We start from the raw sequence: 17,233 nt of genomic DNA on the forward strand, positions 1-17,233 counted from the left end.
CCCGCGGATCACGGTAACCGACATCTCCGCGATATCGGTGAATCCTGGGAAAACTCTGACGGATCGCCTTTTACGTGTCCGCGGCGGTCAGGACCGGGATCACGTGATCGACGAGCAGCGGCGCGAGGTCGCCGGGGAGGGGACGCACATCCACGTCGAGCCAGCGGATCTCGGCGATCTCAGCGGCCGGGACGATGTCGTCGACGACTCCGTCGTAGCCGAAAAGCGTTGCTTCGAGCGCGTATCCGTCCTCGTTGGCCGCGGCACTGCGGAACCGTCCCCAGGGGCGTAGTCGGTCCGGCGCGACTCGCAGCCCGATCTCCTCGGCGCACTCACGCGCCGCGGCATCGGCCGCCGTTTCCGAGGGTTCGGGTTTGCCGCCGGGAAGCATGAAACGCGCCGTCGCGCGCTTGCGGACCGTGAGCAGCCGACCGTGACGATCACGCACGATCACGCCGCTGACGACGATCACCCCGGTGTTCGACACCGGGCGATCGTACCCGTGCCGGCTTCCCACACCCGCGGCGAAGTTGTCCAAAGGATCTACTCACATGTGTGTAATTCGCTCGATCCGTCTCGTGTCCCGCGAGTGCGGGTGCTCCGAACCGCCGAAAGCACGACACCCCGCACCTGAAACAGGTGCGGGGTGTCGTGTTGCTGTGCGCCCGTAGGGATTCGAACCCCAAACCTTCTGATCCGTAGTCAGATGCTCTATCCGTTGAGCTACGGGCGCGTGCTCTTCAATTGTTCCCCGCTTGCGGCGAGGTCGGCGGAGGCGAGAGGATTTGAACCTCCGGTCCCGTGTTAGCGAGACAACTCATTAGCAGTGAGTCCCATTCGGCCGCTCTGGCACGCCTCCTTGGCGGAGTCCTTTCGAACTGCCGAAGCGAAAGGTTACACACAGTGTGCGGGGCGAAGCAAACCACGGGGATGGCCGGGCGGCCTTGGTCGCGTTCCGGCCGCACAACTACATTTGACGGGTGCCTCTGCGTATCCGTCCCGACCTCGACGACCTGCCCGTCTACGTGCCCGGCAAGACCTTCCCCGGCGCGGTGAAGCTGGCCAGCAACGAGGTCACCGAGGGCCCACTGCCCAGTGTGCGCGAGGCGATCGGTGCGGCCGCGGCCAGCGTCAACCGCTACCCCGACAACGGGATGGTCGAGCTCACCGCCACCCTGGCGAAGAAGTTGGGTGTCACCGAGAACGAGATCCAGGTCGGCTGCGGGTCGGTGATCCTGTGTCAGAACCTGATCACGGTGACCAGCGGTCCGGGTGACGAGGTCGTGTTCGGCTGGCGGTCGTTCGAGACCTATCCGCTGGCGACTCGGGTGGCCGGCGCGACGCCCGTCCAGGTGCCGCTCGACGCCGACCTCACCTACGACCTCCCCGCGATGGCTGCCGCGATCACCGACCGGACGCGGCTCGTGTTCATCTGCAACCCGAACAACCCCACCGGGACCGTGGTGGAGGCCGCCGCCCTACGGCAGTTCCTGCAGACGGTCCCGTCCGACGTCATCGTCGTGCTCGACGAGGCGTACTTCGAATATCTCCGGCTCGACGACACACACGCCTACGACGCCCTGGAGCTGCGGCGCGAGTTCCGCAACCTGGTCGTGCTGCGGACCTTCTCCAAGGCCTACGGGCTCGCGGGCCTGCGCGTCGGGTACGCACTCGCCGATCCCGAGGTGATCGTCGCGCTCGGCAAGGCGCACGTCCCGTTCTCCGTCAACAGCCTGGCCCAGCATGCGGCGTTGGCCAGTCTGGCCGCCGAAGACGAACTCCTGGCCCGCACCGACGCGGTCGTGGCCGAACGGACCCGCGTCTCCGGCCGACTGCGTGATCTCGGGTATCGGGTGCCCGACTCACAGGCGAACTTCGTGTGGGTGCACCTCGGTGAGGCGACGATGGATTTCGCGCAGGCATGTGTCGAGGCGGGGGTGGTGGTACGGCCGTTCGCCGGCGACGGCGTGCGCGTCACGGTGACCCACCCGGCCGAGACAGATCTGTTCCTGCGGTTCGCCGAGCAGTGGGCGGCTGACCGAGGTTAGAGACCTCGCGAGATCGTCGGCCACGCCTCCGGCAGATCGCGTTCCCAGTACACCCAGTTGTGGGTGCCGATGAGCCGGAAGCCGTCGGTGAAGGGCACGTTGTTGGCCCGCAGGGTCGCCGCGAACTCCAGTGAGCAGCGCCATGCGCCGATTTCGAGGGCCGAGCCGGCGGCGGTGACCGCCGACCGCGGGCCGTCGGCCGGGTCGTGGGGTGCCGTCAGGTCGAGCGGCCCGACCGCGCCGGACCCCGCGGCGATGAAGATGTCCTTGCCGCGCAGCTTGTCCAGGTGCCGGCTCGGGTCGTGGGCGTCCCAGGTGGCCGACCCGAACGGACCCCACATGTTGGTGGCGTCGCCGCCGCTCTTGGCGACCGTGGTCCGGACGTAGCTCTCGTTGACCGGCCCCGAGACCGGCGGGCACCCGCTCAGCGATGCGATCCCGCTGTAGAGGCTGGGGTGGCGCACGGCGAGCGTGAATGCCGACTGTCCGCCCATGGACAGACCGATGACGGCGTTTCGGCCGGTTCCGTCGAACCTGTCGTCGATCAGGGGCGGCAACTCCTTGGCGAGGAAGGTCTCCCACTGCGGTTTGCCCATCGCCGCGTCGCGCTGTTGCCAGTTCGTGTAGAAGCTGCCGGCACCGCCGGTCGGCAGGACGACGTTGACGTTCTTGTCGGCGAAGAACTTTCCGGCTCTGCCCTTGGTGATCCAGTCGCTGACGTCTTCGCCGGCGTCGGCGCCGTCGAGCAGGTAGACCGTCGACCGCGGCCCGGACGAGTTCTGTGGGGTGAGGACGGAGACCTTGACCTTGCCACCCATGGAGGGCGATTTCACCCAGATGTCGGTGCGCAGCGGGCTGAGCTTGGTCGTCTTGGAGATCTGGGCGACCTTGTTGTCGGCGTGCACCACCGCGGGTGACGCCAGCACCCCGATCGCGACGGCGGCACAGACGGCCAACCACCGATTCAACATCCGCATGTTCTACCTCACCACGACGTGACGCGCCGCCCACCGACATCGTCGTCGAGGGCGTCCGAAGACCGGTCGAATGCGGCATCTCCCCTGAACCGCTTATCCCCGATCAGGGTACTGAGTGGTCACCGGGTTTCGGAACCCCTCACATTATGCTGCAGTTCGCCGGCGCGCACGCCGGGCGACGACACGAAGGAGGCGACAGATGCTCTCGCCAGGCGACACGGGTACGGGCGGCGGCCTCGACGCGGACGGGTTCGCGTTCGTCGCGCGGGTGCCGGTGCGGTGGTCGGACATGGACGCCTTCGGCCACATCAACCACGCCCGCATGGTCACACTGATGGAAGAGGCGCGGATCGAGTGGCTCGCCTCGGGCAGGCCGGAGCATCGCCCCGACGACTACGCCTCGCTGATCATGAGCGCGATGATCGTGCACGTCGAGATCCGCTACCAGCGCCAGCTGCGCCACGACGACACCCCGCTGCAGGTCGGGATGTGGATCACCGGGCACCGGTCGGTCGACTTCACCATCGGCTACGAGATCCGGGCGGCCGACGACCTGCCCGGCGTGAAGGCGGCATGTGTGGCGACCACCCAGATGGCGGTCGTCGACGTCGAGGCGCACACGCTGCGGCGGATCACGCCGGAGGAGAAGACATACCTGCGGTCGTGGATGCGGCCTCAGGACGGTTCGTAGCGCGCCGGGAGTTCCCGCGCGGCGGCCGGCGAGATCCGGGCGATGTTGCCCTGGAGCACGTCCCGATAGACCCGCAGCTGCTCTTCGCCGCTGCGCACCTGCTCGGTGAGCCGTTTGGCGTTGTCCACCGAGATCTCCCGATCCCCCGAACGTGCGATGAGCGCATCGATGCGGTCGTCGATGGTGGTGGTCCGGTTGTACTCGGCCAGCACCCGCAGCTCGATGGCCGCCGACTCGACGACCGAGGCGACGTCGCCGAGTGCCTGCACCCGATCGATCAGCTCGGTCCACACCGGTCGCAACGTCTTCTCCCGCTGGTCGATGTGCTCGGCGAACGACCGATCGAACCCGCCGTTGCGTTTCGCGCGATCGAGGTCGATGCGGACCGCGCGCAGGGCGATGACGTCGGCGGCGATCTCGGCGAGCTCGGCGTGCAGGTTGACCTGGGTGCGTTGCACCTCGAAGTGGTCCGACAACCAGGCGGGGTTGCTGACGATGCGGTCGTAGAAGTGCCCGGCGATGAAGAGCAGGGTCTCGTAGCCGTCGACGAACGTCGACGAACCGGTCGCCGCGGACGTCGTCGGCGCCTCCTCGTCACGTTCGGGTGTGAGGATCTGACTGGCCCATTCCCCGGCCTGCGGATATCCCGACCGGGTCGCGACCTGTCCGACGACGCCCGCCAGTCGGTCGAACGCGGCGGTACCCGCGCGCCGCACGTAACCGGAGTTGTTCAGGTTGGGTGTGGGGGTGCAGAGCAGACCCGCGAACAGTCGCTCGCGTTCCTCGATCTCGAGGTAGACGTTCTCGCGCCGTTCCCGGCGGATCGCGCGGGTCCCGCCGGCGAAGACCCCCTTGGCGGTGACCAGTTGTTTGCGCGCGTCGTCGCGGCGGCGATGTAGGCCGTTGAGGCGGTTGCGCATGACGGCGGCCACCACCCCGGGGAGCACCGGGTTGTCGAGTTGGTGTTCGGCCTGCGCGATGGCCCGTTGCAGGCGGCGCAGATCACCGAATCCGCCGGGCAGCACCGGGACCGGCAGACCGGTCGAGATCCTGCGGACGACGATGGCCCGCCCGGCCGGGGTGAGGAAGCCCGACGAGATCAGCACGGCCGCGGTGTCGGAGAGTTCGGGCCTGTCGCCGGGGACCCGCGACTGGTCGCACCACGCGCGAATCTCGTCGCCGGTGGTGGACCCGGCCGGAAGCTCGGGACGCCGGTTGTCGACCATTGGAGATAACCCTCGATTCCTACCCGGACCTGCCGTGCATCACCTCCGATGCTACCTGCGCCGGGTGAGCACCTCGGGGGTGTGAGCATGCGTGACCGGACGCGTGACCCGGTGCAGCAGCCACGCGATCGGCACACTTGCCGCGGCCGTCAGCACGAATGCCACCGTCATCGACCCGGAGAACACCTGCCAGTTCATCAGGTCCATCACCACCTCGAGCACGATCACGTGGACCAGGAAGAACTCGTAGGAGATCTCGCCGAGCCACACCATCGGCCGGCTGCCGCACACCCTCGACCACCAGTCGTCGTCGGACGATCCACGAATCGCGAGTGGGCCGATGAGACAGACCGCGACGATCACGTAGAGCAGGTGTTTGACGATGGTCGCCGATGCGGAGGTCGGGGTGATCGTCGGCTCACCCGCGATCGCGGTGCCCGACAGCACGAATGCCCCGACGGCCACGACGACGGAGAGGGTCGGGTCCCACCGCCGGATCAGGTGCCGGCAGACCGCCAGGATCATGCCCGCGACGAACCACCCGAAGAACGCCGGCGCCCACAGCCGCGCGGTGGGGCTGATCCCGGTGCTGCCGGCGACCACCACCGACCAGATCGGCGACACCAGCATCAGGGCACCCAGGCCGACGAGGAGCAGGTCCGGACGCCAGCGCCGTCGGCAGATCAGCACCGCGAGCAGCCATGCGAGCGGCGGCAGCAGGAGATAGAAGACGACCTCGGCGGCCAGACTCCACATCTGGGTCAGGCCAGAATGCAGATAGCCCGCCCCGTACACCTGCGTGAGGGTCATGTTGCGCAGGAAGCCCGACCAGCCGGTCCCGGTCGGTACGGCGTCGGGGGGTTCGTAGACGAGATAGAGCACGTACACGGCGATCACGGTCAGCCAGTACGCGGGCAGCACACGCCGGGCACGATGCCAGAGGTAGCGGCCCACCGACGGCAGACCACGCTCGCCCGTGAGCGTGTCGACCCACGGGGAGAAGAGCAGGAACCCGGAGAGCACGAAGAAGATCGCGACGCCGATCTCGAAGCGCGCCATCAGCCGGCCGACGAAATCGTCGGTGTAGTGCCCGGTCCAGAAGGCGGCGTGGGTGAGGCAGACGGTGAGTGCGGCGATGGCCCGGATGCCGGTGAGAGACGGAACCCGCGAGCGCATGGTGCGATCCTGCCATCCCGGTGTGCGGTGGCAGGATGTGCACATGGGAGAACGTGTCCGGGGCCAGATCTGGCGGGACGGCGAGAAGGTCGACGGCTTCGAGCTGAGCGAGATCTCCGAGCTGATCGGCCAGGACGGCGTTCTGGTGTGGGCGGACCTGGAATGCCCGACGCACGAGACGATGGAAGCCCTCGCTGCGGAACTCGATCTGGATTCGTTCGCGGTCGAGGACACCACCGCCTCGGCGGAGCGGGTGAAGTCGGTCGCCTACGAGCACCACACCTTCGTGATGGTCTATGCGGTCACCGACACCGAATCCGAGGGCACCTCGCTGGACGTCGAACATCCCGCGGAGCGATCGGAAGCGTTTGAACTCCATCGCATCTCGATCTTCCTCAAGGAGAACGCACTGATCACCGTCCGGCTGTCCGAGGGATTCGACATCGATGAGGTGGTCGAGCGCTGGGACGAGATGGGGGTCGAGCGTTACGGCATCGGCGCCCTGCTGCACGGGCTGCTCGACGTGGTCGTCGACGAACACTTCGAAGCGCTCCAACGGCTCGACGACGCGGTCGAATCCCTCGAGGCGCTCCTGTTCGACGAACGGATGCGAGCGCGCACGCTGCAGCGCCAAACCTATGACCTGCGCAAGGATCTCGTCCGGCTGCGCCGCGTGATCATCCCGATGCGTGAGGTGATCGGCAGCATCCAGCGTCAACGCCTGGAGAACGAGGCGCCCCGCGAACTGGACCCACATTTCTCCGATCTCCACGACCACGCGATGCGGGCCGCCGAGTGGACGGATTCGTTGCGCGACATGATCGCCACCGTCTTCGAGACCAGCCTGTCGCTCGCCGACGCCCGGTTGAACTCGGTGATGAAGAAGCTGACCGGATGGGCGGCGATCATCGCGGTGCCCACCGCCATCACCGGTTTCTACGGACAGAACGTGCCCTACCCCGGCTACGAGAAGACGTCGGGTCTCATCGTCAGCACTGTGCTGATCGTCGTGATCGTGGGTGCGCTGTATGTGGGATTCCGCCGCCGCGGATGGCTCTGATCGGCGCGCGTGCGCTCAGGCAGGCCGGGGCACCGCCGCGGTTGAGCTCTGCCCGATCCAGCTCGGGATCTCGCGGCGCACCTCGGTGGGCGCGGTGATCGTGATCAGCTGCTCGGCCAACGCGTTCTGCCAGTCGATGTCTCCGCGCCACACCTCGGTGAGCGTGCGCAGGTCGGTCGCCACGGTGGCGTCGACGCCGTAGCCCGGGTCGAAGTCACACACCTGAGGCACACCGTCGCTGACGACGAGCCACCAGGACCTCGCCTTGCCGACGACGTCGGAGAACCCGAACTCGACCACCGCTCGACGGCGTGGCCATCGTTCGATCGGCATGGACCGGTGGATGTCCCACATGAGCAGATGCGGGTCGAGGTCGGCGTCGCCGAGTTCGCCGATCCATCGGATTCCCCAGGCGCTCAACGCCGTCACGATCTCCTCGAGTTCCTCACCTTTCTCGGTGAGGGTGTACACCGATCGACCGCCGACGTCGGACCGTCGAATGACACCGGCCCGTTCCAGGGTCCGCAGCCGCTTCGTCAACAACGCCGGCGACATCTTGGGCACCCCGCGCCGGAGCTCGTTGAAGTGTCGACTTCCCAAAAGCAGTTCGCGCACAACGAGAATCGTCCAGCGCTCGTCGAGCAGTTCCATCGCCTTGGCGACCGGACAGAACTGTCCGTATGTGGTCATCGCGCACCGTCCTCGGATCTACCGCGTTCAAGTACACACCCACCAGGGGCAGTTGACCAGTACAGATTGTGAACCACCGGTGGTTCAGATGTTGATCTGGAATCGCCGTGGCCGTCCGCGGGATGGTGTCGATGGCCACCAAGGGCCGCCCGACCACTCACCAAGGAGACCTTTCATGTCCGTGAACACCATCGCCACCGACGCCGCGATCAAGCAACGCCACCGTGCCATGTGGGCATCCGGCGACTATCCGGCGGTCGCCGATGTCATCGCCGCCCTGGGCCCCCGACTGGTCGCGGCCACCGGGATCGGCGCCGACGACAAGGTCGTCGACGTCGCGGCCGGCGCCGGCAATGTGGCGATCCCCGCCGCCCGAACCGGTGCGCACGTCGTGGCCACCGATCTCACCCCGGAACTCCTCACGGTCGGCGAGAGCCGAGAATCCGACCTCGGAATCATCTGGCGGACAGCCGATGCCGAAGATCTACCGTTCGACGACGACACCTTCGACGTCGCGGTGTCGTGCGTGGGTGTGATGTTCGCGCCGCATCACCAGCCGTGCGCCGACGAACTCACCCGGGTTGTTCGGACCGGCGGCAGGGTCGGGCTGATCAACTGGACGCCGGCGGGTTTCATCGGCCAGCTGTTCAAGGTGATGAAACCGTACGTACCGACGCCGCCTCCCGGCGCGCAGCCCGGGGTGCTGTGGGGCGACGCCGACCACGTGCGGGGGCTCCTCGGTGATCGCGTACGCGACCTGACCGCCACCGCCGAGCAGCTCGAGGTGACGGCGTTTGCGGACGGTACGGCGTTCCGCGAGTTCTTCAAGGCCTGCTACGGCCCGACCATCGCCGCATACAAGAACATCGGCGACGACGCCGAGCGGGCTGCCCAACTCGACCGTGAAATCGCCGAGCTCGCCGACCGATTCATCGTCGACGGTGTCATGCAGTGGGAGTACCTGCTGGTGACGGCGACCGTTGCGGGCTGAGCAGCACACCGGCCGGGCCTGGGCGGCGTATCCTCGGCGGGATGGTCGCCACCGCACTCCATCTCCCCGATCTCTCCTCCCAGGCCCGCCGACTCATCGAGCTGGGCCTCCTCGACCTCGGGGTCGGCGCACTCTCCGAGTCGGAGATCGCCTCCGCCGTCGCAGGTGTCGACTGTCCGGAGGGCTCACTACTCGTGCCGGGCCCGAATCTGGTGGCGCCGTCGAAGCTCGCCCCGCTGCTGAGCCGGGCCGGGAAACCCGGCTTCGTCGTCGTGGACATGACCGATCTCGACGACTTCGCACCGATCGCCGGCGTCGATGTTCCTGATGCGCCTTTCTATGTGGTGTCCGGGCTCGAACGCGGGGACGAGATGGCGAACTGGAGTCCGGACGAGGCCCTGCCCGCCATCACCGGGGCGGGCCGCACTCCGATGACCATCGGCGAGGGCATCGCGTGGCTGCTGCAGCAACCCGAGCAGCTCGAGCCCAACCACTGCTTCATGACGATCGGCTCGCGCCTTCGCAAGGCGAACGGGAAACTCGACGCCCGCACCCCGGCGATCTGGATCTCCGGCGGCACCGGTCGCGACGGCCGCGAGCGCAAAGGCGCACCGAAGGTCGGCTGGTGTTGGGCCGGCAACCGGCACACGTGGCTCGGGTTCGGTTCGGTCGCACGGCGGTTCGCGTTGGCCGCGCCGTAGCGACTGGGCACCATGTGGGCAGCCATCTCCAACACTTTGACCTCAGGCTCCAGTTGGTGCCCGACACAACTGCAAACTAAGTTCACGCGTCACCAAAACATGTAAAAATTTCTCCTCATACTTTACATATTGAAGTGTGTCGTGAGAGGGTCAGCCGCATGACCTGGGAGCCTGACAAGCCATACAACGCATTACCACCGCCACCTGAGGTGGATGTACTGGAGACCAAGTCTGTACTCAAAGCAGCCATCGGCGCGAGTACTGCTCTTGCCAAGCTTGACCAGGCCGCGGTCTCAATGCCCAACCCGGCTGTCCTAATCAACTCGATCCCCGTCCTGGAGGCACAGGCCAGTTCCGAGATTGAGAACATCGTCACCACGACAGACGAGCTGTTTCGCCACATCGACGACGACGAGGCTTCAGCCGACGCAGCCACTCGCGAGACCCTGCGTTACCGCACGGCCCTACGCAGGGGGTTCTCCCTGACCCAGGAACGGGGATTGACGGCCTCAACTGCGTCGGCAGTGTGCAGCATCATTAAGGCCCGCGAGATGAACGTACGAGCCGTCCCTGGGACGAGAATCGCAAACCCTAGCACCGGTGAGGTCATGTACAGCCCGCCCGAGGGGCGCGACTTGATCGTGGAGAAGATGAACGCGTGGGAGCACTTCATTCATGCCGAAGACGGGCTTAACCCCCTGGTCCGCATGGCTACCGCCCACTACCAGTTCGAAGCGATTCATCCGTTCTCGGACGGCAACGGACGAACCGGACGAATATTGAACGTCCTGATGCTGGTTGAAGCAGGACTTCTACGGATGCCAGTTCTGTACCTGTCTCGCTACATCATCGACACCAAGAACAACTACTACCGACTCCTTCTCGCCGTCACATCGGAAGGTGCATGGGAAGAGTGGGTGCTCTACATCCTCGCCGGGATCGAGTGCACGTCGTTGATGACGCTCCGCAAGATCGACGCCATACACGATCTCCAGGAAAGCGTCGGAGAGCGTTCGCGTGCAGTCAACAAGGGCACCGCACACTCCGAGTTTCAGTCGCTCCTGTTCGAGCAGCCCTACTGCCGCATCAACACAGTGGTAGAGCGTTGCGATGTGTCACGTCCGACGGCTACGAGCTGGCTCAGTTCTCTCGCCGAAGCCGGGCTACTTCAGGACATCAAAGTTGGGCGCGACCGCCTGTTCATCAACCGCGAGTTCCTGCGCGTGCTGGCTCGTCCTGAGCCCCTGGTCGCGAAATAGAAAAAGTACTTACATGGCTCGGAAAAGTACGAAAAACAGCGAATGAAGTTTGCAGTTTCTGGTGCTCCGGTCGGCGGCTACACGTGAAAGCCCCACTCGGCCACGTGCGAGGCCCGCCGCCATCTCAGACCCTCCCAGCTGGAGCACGGCACTGGGCCGCAAAGACGCGTGGGCGAATCGTGGGCAAGCCCTGCAGACGTACCCGCCGGAACGGTACGAAAACCCCCATCTGTACGGACAAGCGGGGAGTCTCGGCGGAAGCGGAGGGATTTGAACCCCCGGTGGTTTTACCCACGCTCGCTTTCAAGGCGAGTGCATTCGGCCGCTCTGCCACGCTTCCCTGCCGAGAAGGCTACTGGAGTCAGCAGGTGACTAGCATCGGCAGGGTGCGTGCCATAGCCGGATCCGACCAGCTGTCCGTCGTCACCCTCCCCGATCCCGAACCCGGCTCCGACGAGGTCGTCATCGACGTCGCGGCAGCGGGGGTCAACCGGGCCGACCTCCTGCAACGCAAAGGCCTGTATCCACCGCCTCCCGGCGCGGTCGACACGCTGGGCCTCGAGGTGTCCGGTCGGGTCTCCGCCGTCGGCGACCACGTATCGGCGTGGCACGTCGGCGACGAGGTGTGTGCGCTACTCGCCGGCGGCGGGTACGCGGAGAAGGTCGCGGTACCCGCGGTCCAGGTGTTGCCGAAGCCGGCGGCGGTGGACTTGGTCTCCGCCGCTGCGCTCCCCGAGGTGGCGTGCACCGTCGCGTCGAACGTGTTCGACGTCGGGCATCTGCAGCCCGGTGAGTTGCTGCTGGTCCACGGCGGCTCGTCGGGGATCGGCACGCATGCCATCCAGCTGGCCCATGCCGTGGGCGCACGGGTCGCGGTGACCGCCCGCAACTCGACCAAGTTGGAGCGGTGCCGTGAGCTCGGCGCCGACATCCTGATCGACTACACGTCCGACGACTTCGTCGAGGTGATCCGGGAAAGCGGCGGCGCCGACGTCGTCCTCGACATCATGGGGGCCAAGTACCTCGAGCAGAACGTGAAGGCGTTGAACACCGGCGGACGGCTGGTGATCATCGGCATGCAGGGCGGCGTCAAGGCCGAACTGTCGATCGGTGCCCTGATGACCAAACGTGCGTCGGTGTTCGGCACCACCCTGCGCGCCCGACCGGTGACCGGCACAGGTTCGAAAGCCGAAGTGGTCGAGACGACGCGCCGGCTCACCTGGCCGAGAATCGACGCGGGCGAGGTCTCACCGGTCATCGACTCGACGTTCCCGCTCGCCGAGGCCGGCGCCGCCCACGAGCGGCTCGACAGCGGCGACGCCATCGGCAAGGTGCTGCTCACCCTCGACTGAACCGGCCACGGCCGACACCGCTCCGCCCGGTGCGTCAGACCACCCCTCGTCGCGACAGATTCGCGCCGATCTTGCCGAACACATGTCCCAGCATCGCGAACTCGTCGGGGGTCAGTTGCTCGATCACGAGCCGCCGGATGAGGTCGTCGCGGACCAGGACGTGTTCGGTGAGGATTTCGCGTCCACGGTCGGTGATCCGCACGAAGCGGTGCCGGCCGTCGGTCCCCCGCTGGACCCGCTCCACCGATCCCTCGTCCACGAGCCGGCTGATCTGCCGCGACACGGTACTGACCGTCATGTGGACCTGGGCGGCGAGCTCTGAGATCCCTCGCTCACAAGAGTCCTGGAGCGCCTCCAACACCCGCAGATCCGCCTGCGACATCCCCCGCGCCGACATGGTCGAGTTGATCTCGGCCAACAGCCCCCACCCGCCGCTCACGAAGGTCCGCCAGACCTCCCGCTCGCTGGACGTGAGCTCCCGACCCGACTCGTCGTGACTGACGACCATCACCTCCCCGACAGCCCGATGACAACCTTCATTGTCGTAAACCTAATGGCCGCGATGACGGATGGCGAGTCGCGATGTCCGAATTCTCAGACGATTGACCAAGTTTGTCGGTCAACCGAGTGACCCGAGCGCACGCACGAGGTGATCCACCTCATACGGCGTCGAGTACGGGCCGAGGCCCACGGTCACGGCGCCACCGAAATCCGGTGCGCCCATGCGGACCAACGCGCGGCTCGGTACATCGGCCAGCGCGCAGATGCCGTTGTCGGCGAGTCGTCGCACCACCTTGTCGGCACCGACACCGTCGAAGGTGAAGCTGACCGCCGGGATGCGGTCGTCGGCGGTCCCGATCAGGTTGACCTGGTTCAGGTGCTGCACGGTGGTCATCAGGTAGACCGTCAGGCGCTGCATGTATTCGGCGACGCCGCCGAGAGCGGTAACCAAGCGTGCTCGACGACGCCCGATGGCCGACTCGTCGAGCGATGCCAGATGCTCGACCGACGCCACCAGTCCGGCGAGCAGCCCACCCTGCAGCGGCTCCGGTTCCAGCCGCGCCGGGCCCTCGGCGCGCGGATTCATCGACAGGGTGCGCAGCGGGCGCATCGCCGTCGGGTCGCGGAACGCCATCGCCGCGACGCGCGGACCACCCCACCGTTCGGCGGAGACGAGCAGCACGTCGGCACCCAGTTCGGCGATGTCGAGCGGCAGGTACGGGGCGGCGCTGGTGGCGTCGACGACGACGAGCGCGCCCGCCTGCCGCGCCTGGGTGGCGATCGCGCTGACGTCGGTGACCGCGCCCATCGTCGACGAGGCGAGGGTGACCGCGACCACCGCGGTGCGTTCGTCGATCAGCTCGCGGTACTGCCAGCTCGGCAACGACCCGGTCTCCACGTCGACCTCGGCCCACCGCGTCTGGGCGCCGTGGATGTCGGCGACCCGCAGCCACGGCACGATGTTCGGCTCGTCGTCCTGACGGCTGAGCACGACGTTGGCGCCGAACCACGTCGACACCGGCAGCGCCTCGGTGAGCCCGGCGACCAATGCCGAGCGCGACGACCCCAGGATGACCCCGGCCGGGTCCCCGCCCACCAGGTCGGCCACGGCACGCCGCGCCTGGTCGACCGTGTCGGCAGCGGCGCGCGCCGCGGGATACTCACCACCGGGTGCGGTCGAGAGATTCCGGAACCCGGTCGACACCGCGGTGGCCACCGAATCCGGGATCAGCATGCCGACCTGCGGATCGAGGTGAATCCAGCCGTCACCGAGCGAGGGGAACAATCCCCGCACGTGCGCGACGTCGAAGGCCATACGAGACACCATAGACATGGGGGTCCGCCCACCATGCCCGTACGGCCTTCGCGCAGCCGCACGGCCTTCGGCACAATGGGAGCCATGTCTTCTGGACCGACTCCCGGACCGTTCCCCGGCGGCGACCACACCCCCGGCGACGAATCGGACAACGTCATCGTCGTGGGTGCGCAATCGGCGGCCGGCAAGGACGACGACGGTCAAAGCGTCGCCGACATGGTGGAGCAGCCGGCGAAGGTCATGCGGATCGGCACCATGATCAAGCAGCTCCTCGAGGAGGTGCGGGCCGCTCCCCTCGACGAGGCCAGCCGCAACCGGCTGCGCGAGATCCACGAGTCGTCGATCCGCGAGCTCGAGGACGGCCTGGCGCCCGAGCTGCGTGAGGAACTCGAACGGCTTGCGTTGCCGTTCACCGACGACGCCACGCCGTCGGATGCGGAGCTGCGGATCGCGCAGGCCCAGCTCGTCGGCTGGTTGGAAGGCCTCTTCCACGGCATCCAGACGGCGCTGTTCGCCCAGCAGATGGCTGCCCGGGCACAGCTGGAGCAGATGCGTCAGGGTCAGCTGCCGCCCGGTGTCATGAGCGGCGGCGGCCCGCACGGACCCAGCACCGGCCAGTACCTGTAGTCGGCGCTTGTAAGCTGTGTCCTCGTGTCATCCGTAGTCAGCGACGAGGTCCCCGCAGCACCGCAGGTGTCGGACTCCCGCACCATGCGTCGCGCGGTCAAGGATCTCTCCGAGGGGCTGCGCACATCCGAGCTGTGGCTTCACCTGGGCTGGCAGGACATCAAGCAGCGCTACCGCCGGTCGGTCCTCGGTCCGCTGTGGATCACCGTCGCGACCGGCGTCACCGCGGTCGCGATGGGATTGCTGTACGGCGAGCTGTTCGGCATGGACATCAAGGTGTTCCTGCCGTACGTGGCGCTCGGCTTCATCTTCTGGAACTTCATCCAGAGCTCGATCCTCGAGGGATCGGCGGTCTTCTCCTCCAACGAGGGCCTGATCAAGCAGTTGCCGGCACCGGTGAGTGTGCACGTCTACCGGGTCGTGTGGCGGCAGCTGATCATCTTCGCGCACAACATCGTGATCATCGCGATCATCTTCGCGATCTTCCCGCCGCCGCTGAGCTGGACGGTGCTGCTGGTGATCCCCGGTATCTGTCTGTTCGTGCTCAACGCGCTGTGGGTGTCCATCGTGTTCGGCATCCTGTCCACCCGCTTCCGGGACATCGGACAGCTGTTGACCACCGTCGTCCAACTGGTGTTCTTCATGACGCCGATCATCTGGAGCACCCAGAGCCTCACCAGCGCGACCGGGGAGGAGTCCTCGCGCCTCAAGATCGTCGAGCTCAACCCGATGTTCCACTATCTGGAGATCACCCGCGGACCGCTCCTCGGGGAGTCGGTGCAGTTCTACCACTGGGCCATCGTCATCGGATGTACCGTCGTCGGCTGGGTGATGGCGATGCTCGTGATGCGTAACTATCGAGCCCGCGTGGCGTACTGGGTTTAGGACGGACGGCATGGCATCTGCGAACGAGGTCCGCGTCGACACCTGGGGCGCGTGTGTTGATTTCCCGATCTTCGACGCCAAGACCAGGTCGCTGAAGAAGTCGGTGATGGGGGCGGCCGGTGGCGTCATCGGGTCGACGTCGTCGAATGTGGTGGTCGTCGAGGCACTGAAGAACATCGACCTGCACCTGCAGCACGGCGACCGGATCGGACTGGTGGGTCACAACGGCGCCGGCAAGTCGACGCTGCTGCGTCTGCTCTCCGGCATCTACGAACCCACACGCGGCTCCTGCCGCATCCGGGGACGCGTGGCACCGGTCTTCGACCTCGGCGTCGGTATGGATCCGGAGATCTCCGGCTACGAGAACATCATCATCCGCGGCATGTTCCTCGGCATGACCCGCAAGCAGATGCTGAAGAAGATCGACGACATCGCCGAGTTCACCGAACTCGGCGACTACCTGCAGATGCCGTTGCGCACCTATTCGACCGGCATGCGCGTACGTGTCGCCCTCGGCGTGGTCACCAGCATCGACCCGGAGATCCTGATTCTCGACGAGGGCATCGGCGCCGTCGACGCCGACTTCATGCGCAAGGCCCGCACACGGCTGCAGGCGCTGGTCGAACGCTCCGGCATCCTGGTGTTCGCCAGCCACTCCAACGAGTTCCTCGCCCAGCTGTGCGACCGGGCGTTGTGGATCGACCACGGGCAGATCCGCATGGAGGGCGGGATCGAGGACGTCGTCGAGGCGTATGAGGGCCCGAAGGCCGCCGCGCACGTGCGGAAGGTGCTCGCCAACCTCGAGGACAAGACGCCGTGACCGACAAGGTGATCGCGGTGGTGGTCACCCACCGGCGGGTGGAGCTGCTCGAAGGGTCGCTCGCGGTGATCGCCACCCAGGACCGCCCGGTCGATCACCTGATCGTCGTCGACAACGCCACCGAACCCGAGGTGGCCGAACTTGTTGCTCGGCAGCCGATTCCGACGACATATCTCGGATCTCAGCGCAACCTCGGCGGCGCCGGCGGCTTCGCGCTCGGGATGCTGCACGCGTTGGCGCTCGGCGCGGACTGGATCTGGTGCGCCGACGACGACGGCCGCCCTGACGGCCCGACCGTGCTGAGCACGCTGGTGGATTGCGCGGATCGACACCGGCTCGACGAGGTGTCGCCGGTGGTCGCCAACATCGACGACCCGGACACGCTCGCTTTTCCTCTGCGACGTGGCATGGTGTGGCGCCGCAAGCGTTCCGAACTCTTCGAGGACGACGCGTCGGATTTTCTACCTGGCATCGCGTCGCTGTTCAACGGGGCGTTGTTCTCCGCCCGGGCCATCGAAGAGGTCGGGGTGCCGGATCTTCGGTTGTTCTTCCGCGGCGACGAGGTGGAGATCCACCGCCGGCTGCAGCGTTCCGGGCTGGCGTTCGGAACCTGCTTGACCGCAGGCTATCTGCACCCGGACGGTTCCGAGGAGTTCCGGCCGATCCTCGGCGGCCGCATGCACACCCAGTACCCCGACAACCCCATCAAGCGTTACTACACCTACCGCAACCGTGGCTATCTGATGAGTCAGCCCGGGCTGCGTAAGTTGATCCCCCAGGAGTACGCCCGTTTCGGCTGGTACTTCCTTGTGCAGCAGCGTGATCCGAAAGGGTTCGCGGAGTGGGTGCGGCTGCGGCGGCTCGGTCGTCGGGAGCGGTTCACGCGGCCGTGAGGGGTTGCGAAACCGAGCGCA

18 protein-coding genes and 3 tRNA genes are annotated in these 17,233 nt (G+C 66.6%); 11 read left to right on the forward strand and 10 right to left on the reverse strand.

The genetic code is table 11. The features are described 5' to 3' along the window. Window positions 1-70: 70 nt before the first annotated feature. From VZC37_RS17675 to VZC37_RS17685, 3 genes are all read right to left on the reverse strand, one after another. Window positions 71-487 carry an NUDIX hydrolase gene (locus tag VZC37_RS17675; RefSeq protein ID WP_330434113.1) on the reverse strand — a complete coding sequence of 139 codons (417 nt, stop codon included), beginning with the start codon at window positions 485-487 and terminating at the stop codon, window positions 71-73. A gap of 173 nt (window positions 488-660) precedes the next feature. Beyond that, window positions 661-733, reverse strand: a tRNA-Arg gene (locus VZC37_RS17680). Between the two features lie 37 nt (window positions 734-770). Then, window positions 771-859 (reverse strand) — tRNA-Ser (locus VZC37_RS17685). Between the two features lie 121 nt (window positions 860-980). Here VZC37_RS17685 and hisC point away from each other — a divergent pair. Next, complete coding sequence (gene hisC / locus VZC37_RS17690) at window positions 981-2,048, forward strand: histidinol-phosphate transaminase (protein ID WP_330434115.1); 1,068 nt, start codon at window positions 981-983, stop codon at window positions 2,046-2,048. Here hisC and VZC37_RS17695 read toward each other — a convergent pair. Further along, on the reverse strand, window positions 2,045-3,019 hold the full coding sequence (locus VZC37_RS17695; protein WP_330434447.1) for an alpha/beta hydrolase: 975 nt from the start codon (window positions 3,017-3,019) through the stop codon (window positions 2,045-2,047). The two genes, hisC and VZC37_RS17695, sit on opposite strands and share 4 nt — an antisense overlap. 205 nt (window positions 3,020-3,224) lie before the next feature. Here VZC37_RS17695 and VZC37_RS17700 point away from each other — a divergent pair, with 205 nt between their 5' ends. Then, window positions 3,225-3,716, forward strand: coding sequence for an acyl-CoA thioesterase (locus VZC37_RS17700; RefSeq protein WP_330434117.1), 492 nt, complete (start codon window positions 3,225-3,227; stop codon window positions 3,714-3,716). Here the strand turns inward: VZC37_RS17700 and VZC37_RS17705 are convergent. After that, window positions 3,701-4,942, reverse strand: a complete 1,242-nt coding sequence (locus VZC37_RS17705; protein ID WP_330434119.1) for a hypothetical protein — start codon at window positions 4,940-4,942, stop codon at window positions 3,701-3,703. The genes VZC37_RS17700 and VZC37_RS17705 overlap by 16 nt on opposite strands. Before the next feature lie 51 nt (window positions 4,943-4,993). After that, entirely contained in the window at window positions 4,994-6,118 is a 1,125-nt protein-coding gene (locus VZC37_RS17710; protein ID WP_330434121.1) for an acyltransferase family protein, read from the reverse strand. Between the two features lie 43 nt (window positions 6,119-6,161). On the opposite strand from VZC37_RS17710, the gene VZC37_RS17715 reads away from it, so the two are divergent. Next, entirely contained in the window at window positions 6,162-7,178 is a 1,017-nt protein-coding gene (locus VZC37_RS17715; RefSeq protein WP_330434123.1) for a magnesium transporter CorA family protein, read from the forward strand. Between the two features lie 15 nt (window positions 7,179-7,193). Here VZC37_RS17715 and VZC37_RS17720 read toward each other — a convergent pair whose 3' ends face one another. Continuing rightward, on the reverse strand, window positions 7,194-7,868 hold the full coding sequence (locus tag VZC37_RS17720; RefSeq protein ID WP_330434126.1) for a winged helix-turn-helix transcriptional regulator: 675 nt from the start codon (window positions 7,866-7,868) through the stop codon (window positions 7,194-7,196). Window positions 7,869-8,043: 175 nt separating this feature from the next. On the opposite strand from VZC37_RS17720, the gene VZC37_RS17725 reads away from it, so the two are divergent. From VZC37_RS17725 to VZC37_RS17735, 3 genes are all read left to right on the forward strand, one after another. Beyond that, window positions 8,044-8,859 carry a class I SAM-dependent methyltransferase gene (locus tag VZC37_RS17725; protein WP_330434127.1) on the forward strand — a complete coding sequence of 272 codons (816 nt, stop codon included), beginning with the start codon at window positions 8,044-8,046 and terminating at the stop codon, window positions 8,857-8,859. A 41-nt stretch (window positions 8,860-8,900) separates the two neighbouring features. Next, a complete protein-coding gene (locus VZC37_RS17730; protein ID WP_330434131.1) occupies window positions 8,901-9,560 on the forward strand; it encodes a DUF5701 family protein in 660 nt (219 codons plus the stop codon). A 158-nt stretch (window positions 9,561-9,718) separates the two neighbouring features. After that, window positions 9,719-10,819: a Fic family protein gene (locus tag VZC37_RS17735; protein ID WP_330434132.1), complete on the forward strand. Its 1,101-nt coding sequence runs from the start codon at window positions 9,719-9,721 to the stop codon at window positions 10,817-10,819. 255 nt (window positions 10,820-11,074) lie between these two features. Here VZC37_RS17735 and VZC37_RS17740 read toward each other — a convergent pair. Further along, a tRNA-Ser gene (locus VZC37_RS17740) sits at window positions 11,075-11,159 on the reverse strand. 46 nt (window positions 11,160-11,205) lie between these two features. Here VZC37_RS17740 and VZC37_RS17745 point away from each other — a divergent pair. Continuing rightward, window positions 11,206-12,171 carry an NAD(P)H-quinone oxidoreductase gene (locus VZC37_RS17745; protein WP_330434135.1) on the forward strand — a complete coding sequence of 322 codons (966 nt, stop codon included), beginning with the start codon at window positions 11,206-11,208 and terminating at the stop codon, window positions 12,169-12,171. A gap of 34 nt (window positions 12,172-12,205) precedes the next feature. Here VZC37_RS17745 and VZC37_RS17750 read toward each other — a convergent pair whose 3' ends face one another. Next, a complete protein-coding gene (locus VZC37_RS17750; RefSeq protein WP_330434137.1) occupies window positions 12,206-12,679 on the reverse strand; it encodes a MarR family winged helix-turn-helix transcriptional regulator in 474 nt (157 codons plus the stop codon). Window positions 12,680-12,790: 111 nt separating this feature from the next. Next, on the reverse strand, window positions 12,791-13,987 hold the full coding sequence (locus tag VZC37_RS17755; protein WP_330434139.1) for a cysteine desulfurase-like protein: 1,197 nt from the start codon (window positions 13,985-13,987) through the stop codon (window positions 12,791-12,793). Between the two features lie 84 nt (window positions 13,988-14,071). Here VZC37_RS17755 and VZC37_RS17760 point away from each other — a divergent pair, with 84 nt between their 5' ends. The 4 genes from VZC37_RS17760 to glfT1 are packed head-to-tail and all read left to right on the forward strand — an operon-like array spanning window position 14,072 to window position 17,212. Then, window positions 14,072-14,614, forward strand: coding sequence for a bacterial proteasome activator family protein (locus VZC37_RS17760; protein ID WP_330434141.1), 543 nt, complete (start codon window positions 14,072-14,074; stop codon window positions 14,612-14,614). A gap of 24 nt (window positions 14,615-14,638) precedes the next feature. Further along, window positions 14,639-15,499: a galactan export ABC transporter permease subunit Wzm/RfbD gene (gene wzm, locus VZC37_RS17765; RefSeq protein WP_330434142.1), complete on the forward strand. Its 861-nt coding sequence runs from the start codon at window positions 14,639-14,641 to the stop codon at window positions 15,497-15,499. A gap of 10 nt (window positions 15,500-15,509) precedes the next feature. Then, window positions 15,510-16,319, forward strand: coding sequence for a galactan export ABC transporter ATP-binding subunit Wzt/RfbE (wzt, locus tag VZC37_RS17770; protein ID WP_330434143.1), 810 nt, complete (start codon window positions 15,510-15,512; stop codon window positions 16,317-16,319). Continuing rightward, window positions 16,316-17,212 (forward strand): galactofuranosyltransferase GlfT1, encoded by an 897-nt coding sequence (gene glfT1, locus VZC37_RS17775; RefSeq protein WP_330434145.1) that lies wholly within the window; start codon window positions 16,316-16,318, stop codon window positions 17,210-17,212. Before wzt ends, glfT1 begins: the two co-directional genes overlap by 4 nt. Window positions 17,213-17,233: the final 21 nt, after the last annotated feature.

Origin of the sequence: Gordonia sesuvii (assembly GCF_036350415.1) — a bacterium.
Classification (GTDB): domain Bacteria; phylum Actinomycetota; class Actinomycetes; order Mycobacteriales; family Mycobacteriaceae; genus Gordonia; species Gordonia sesuvii.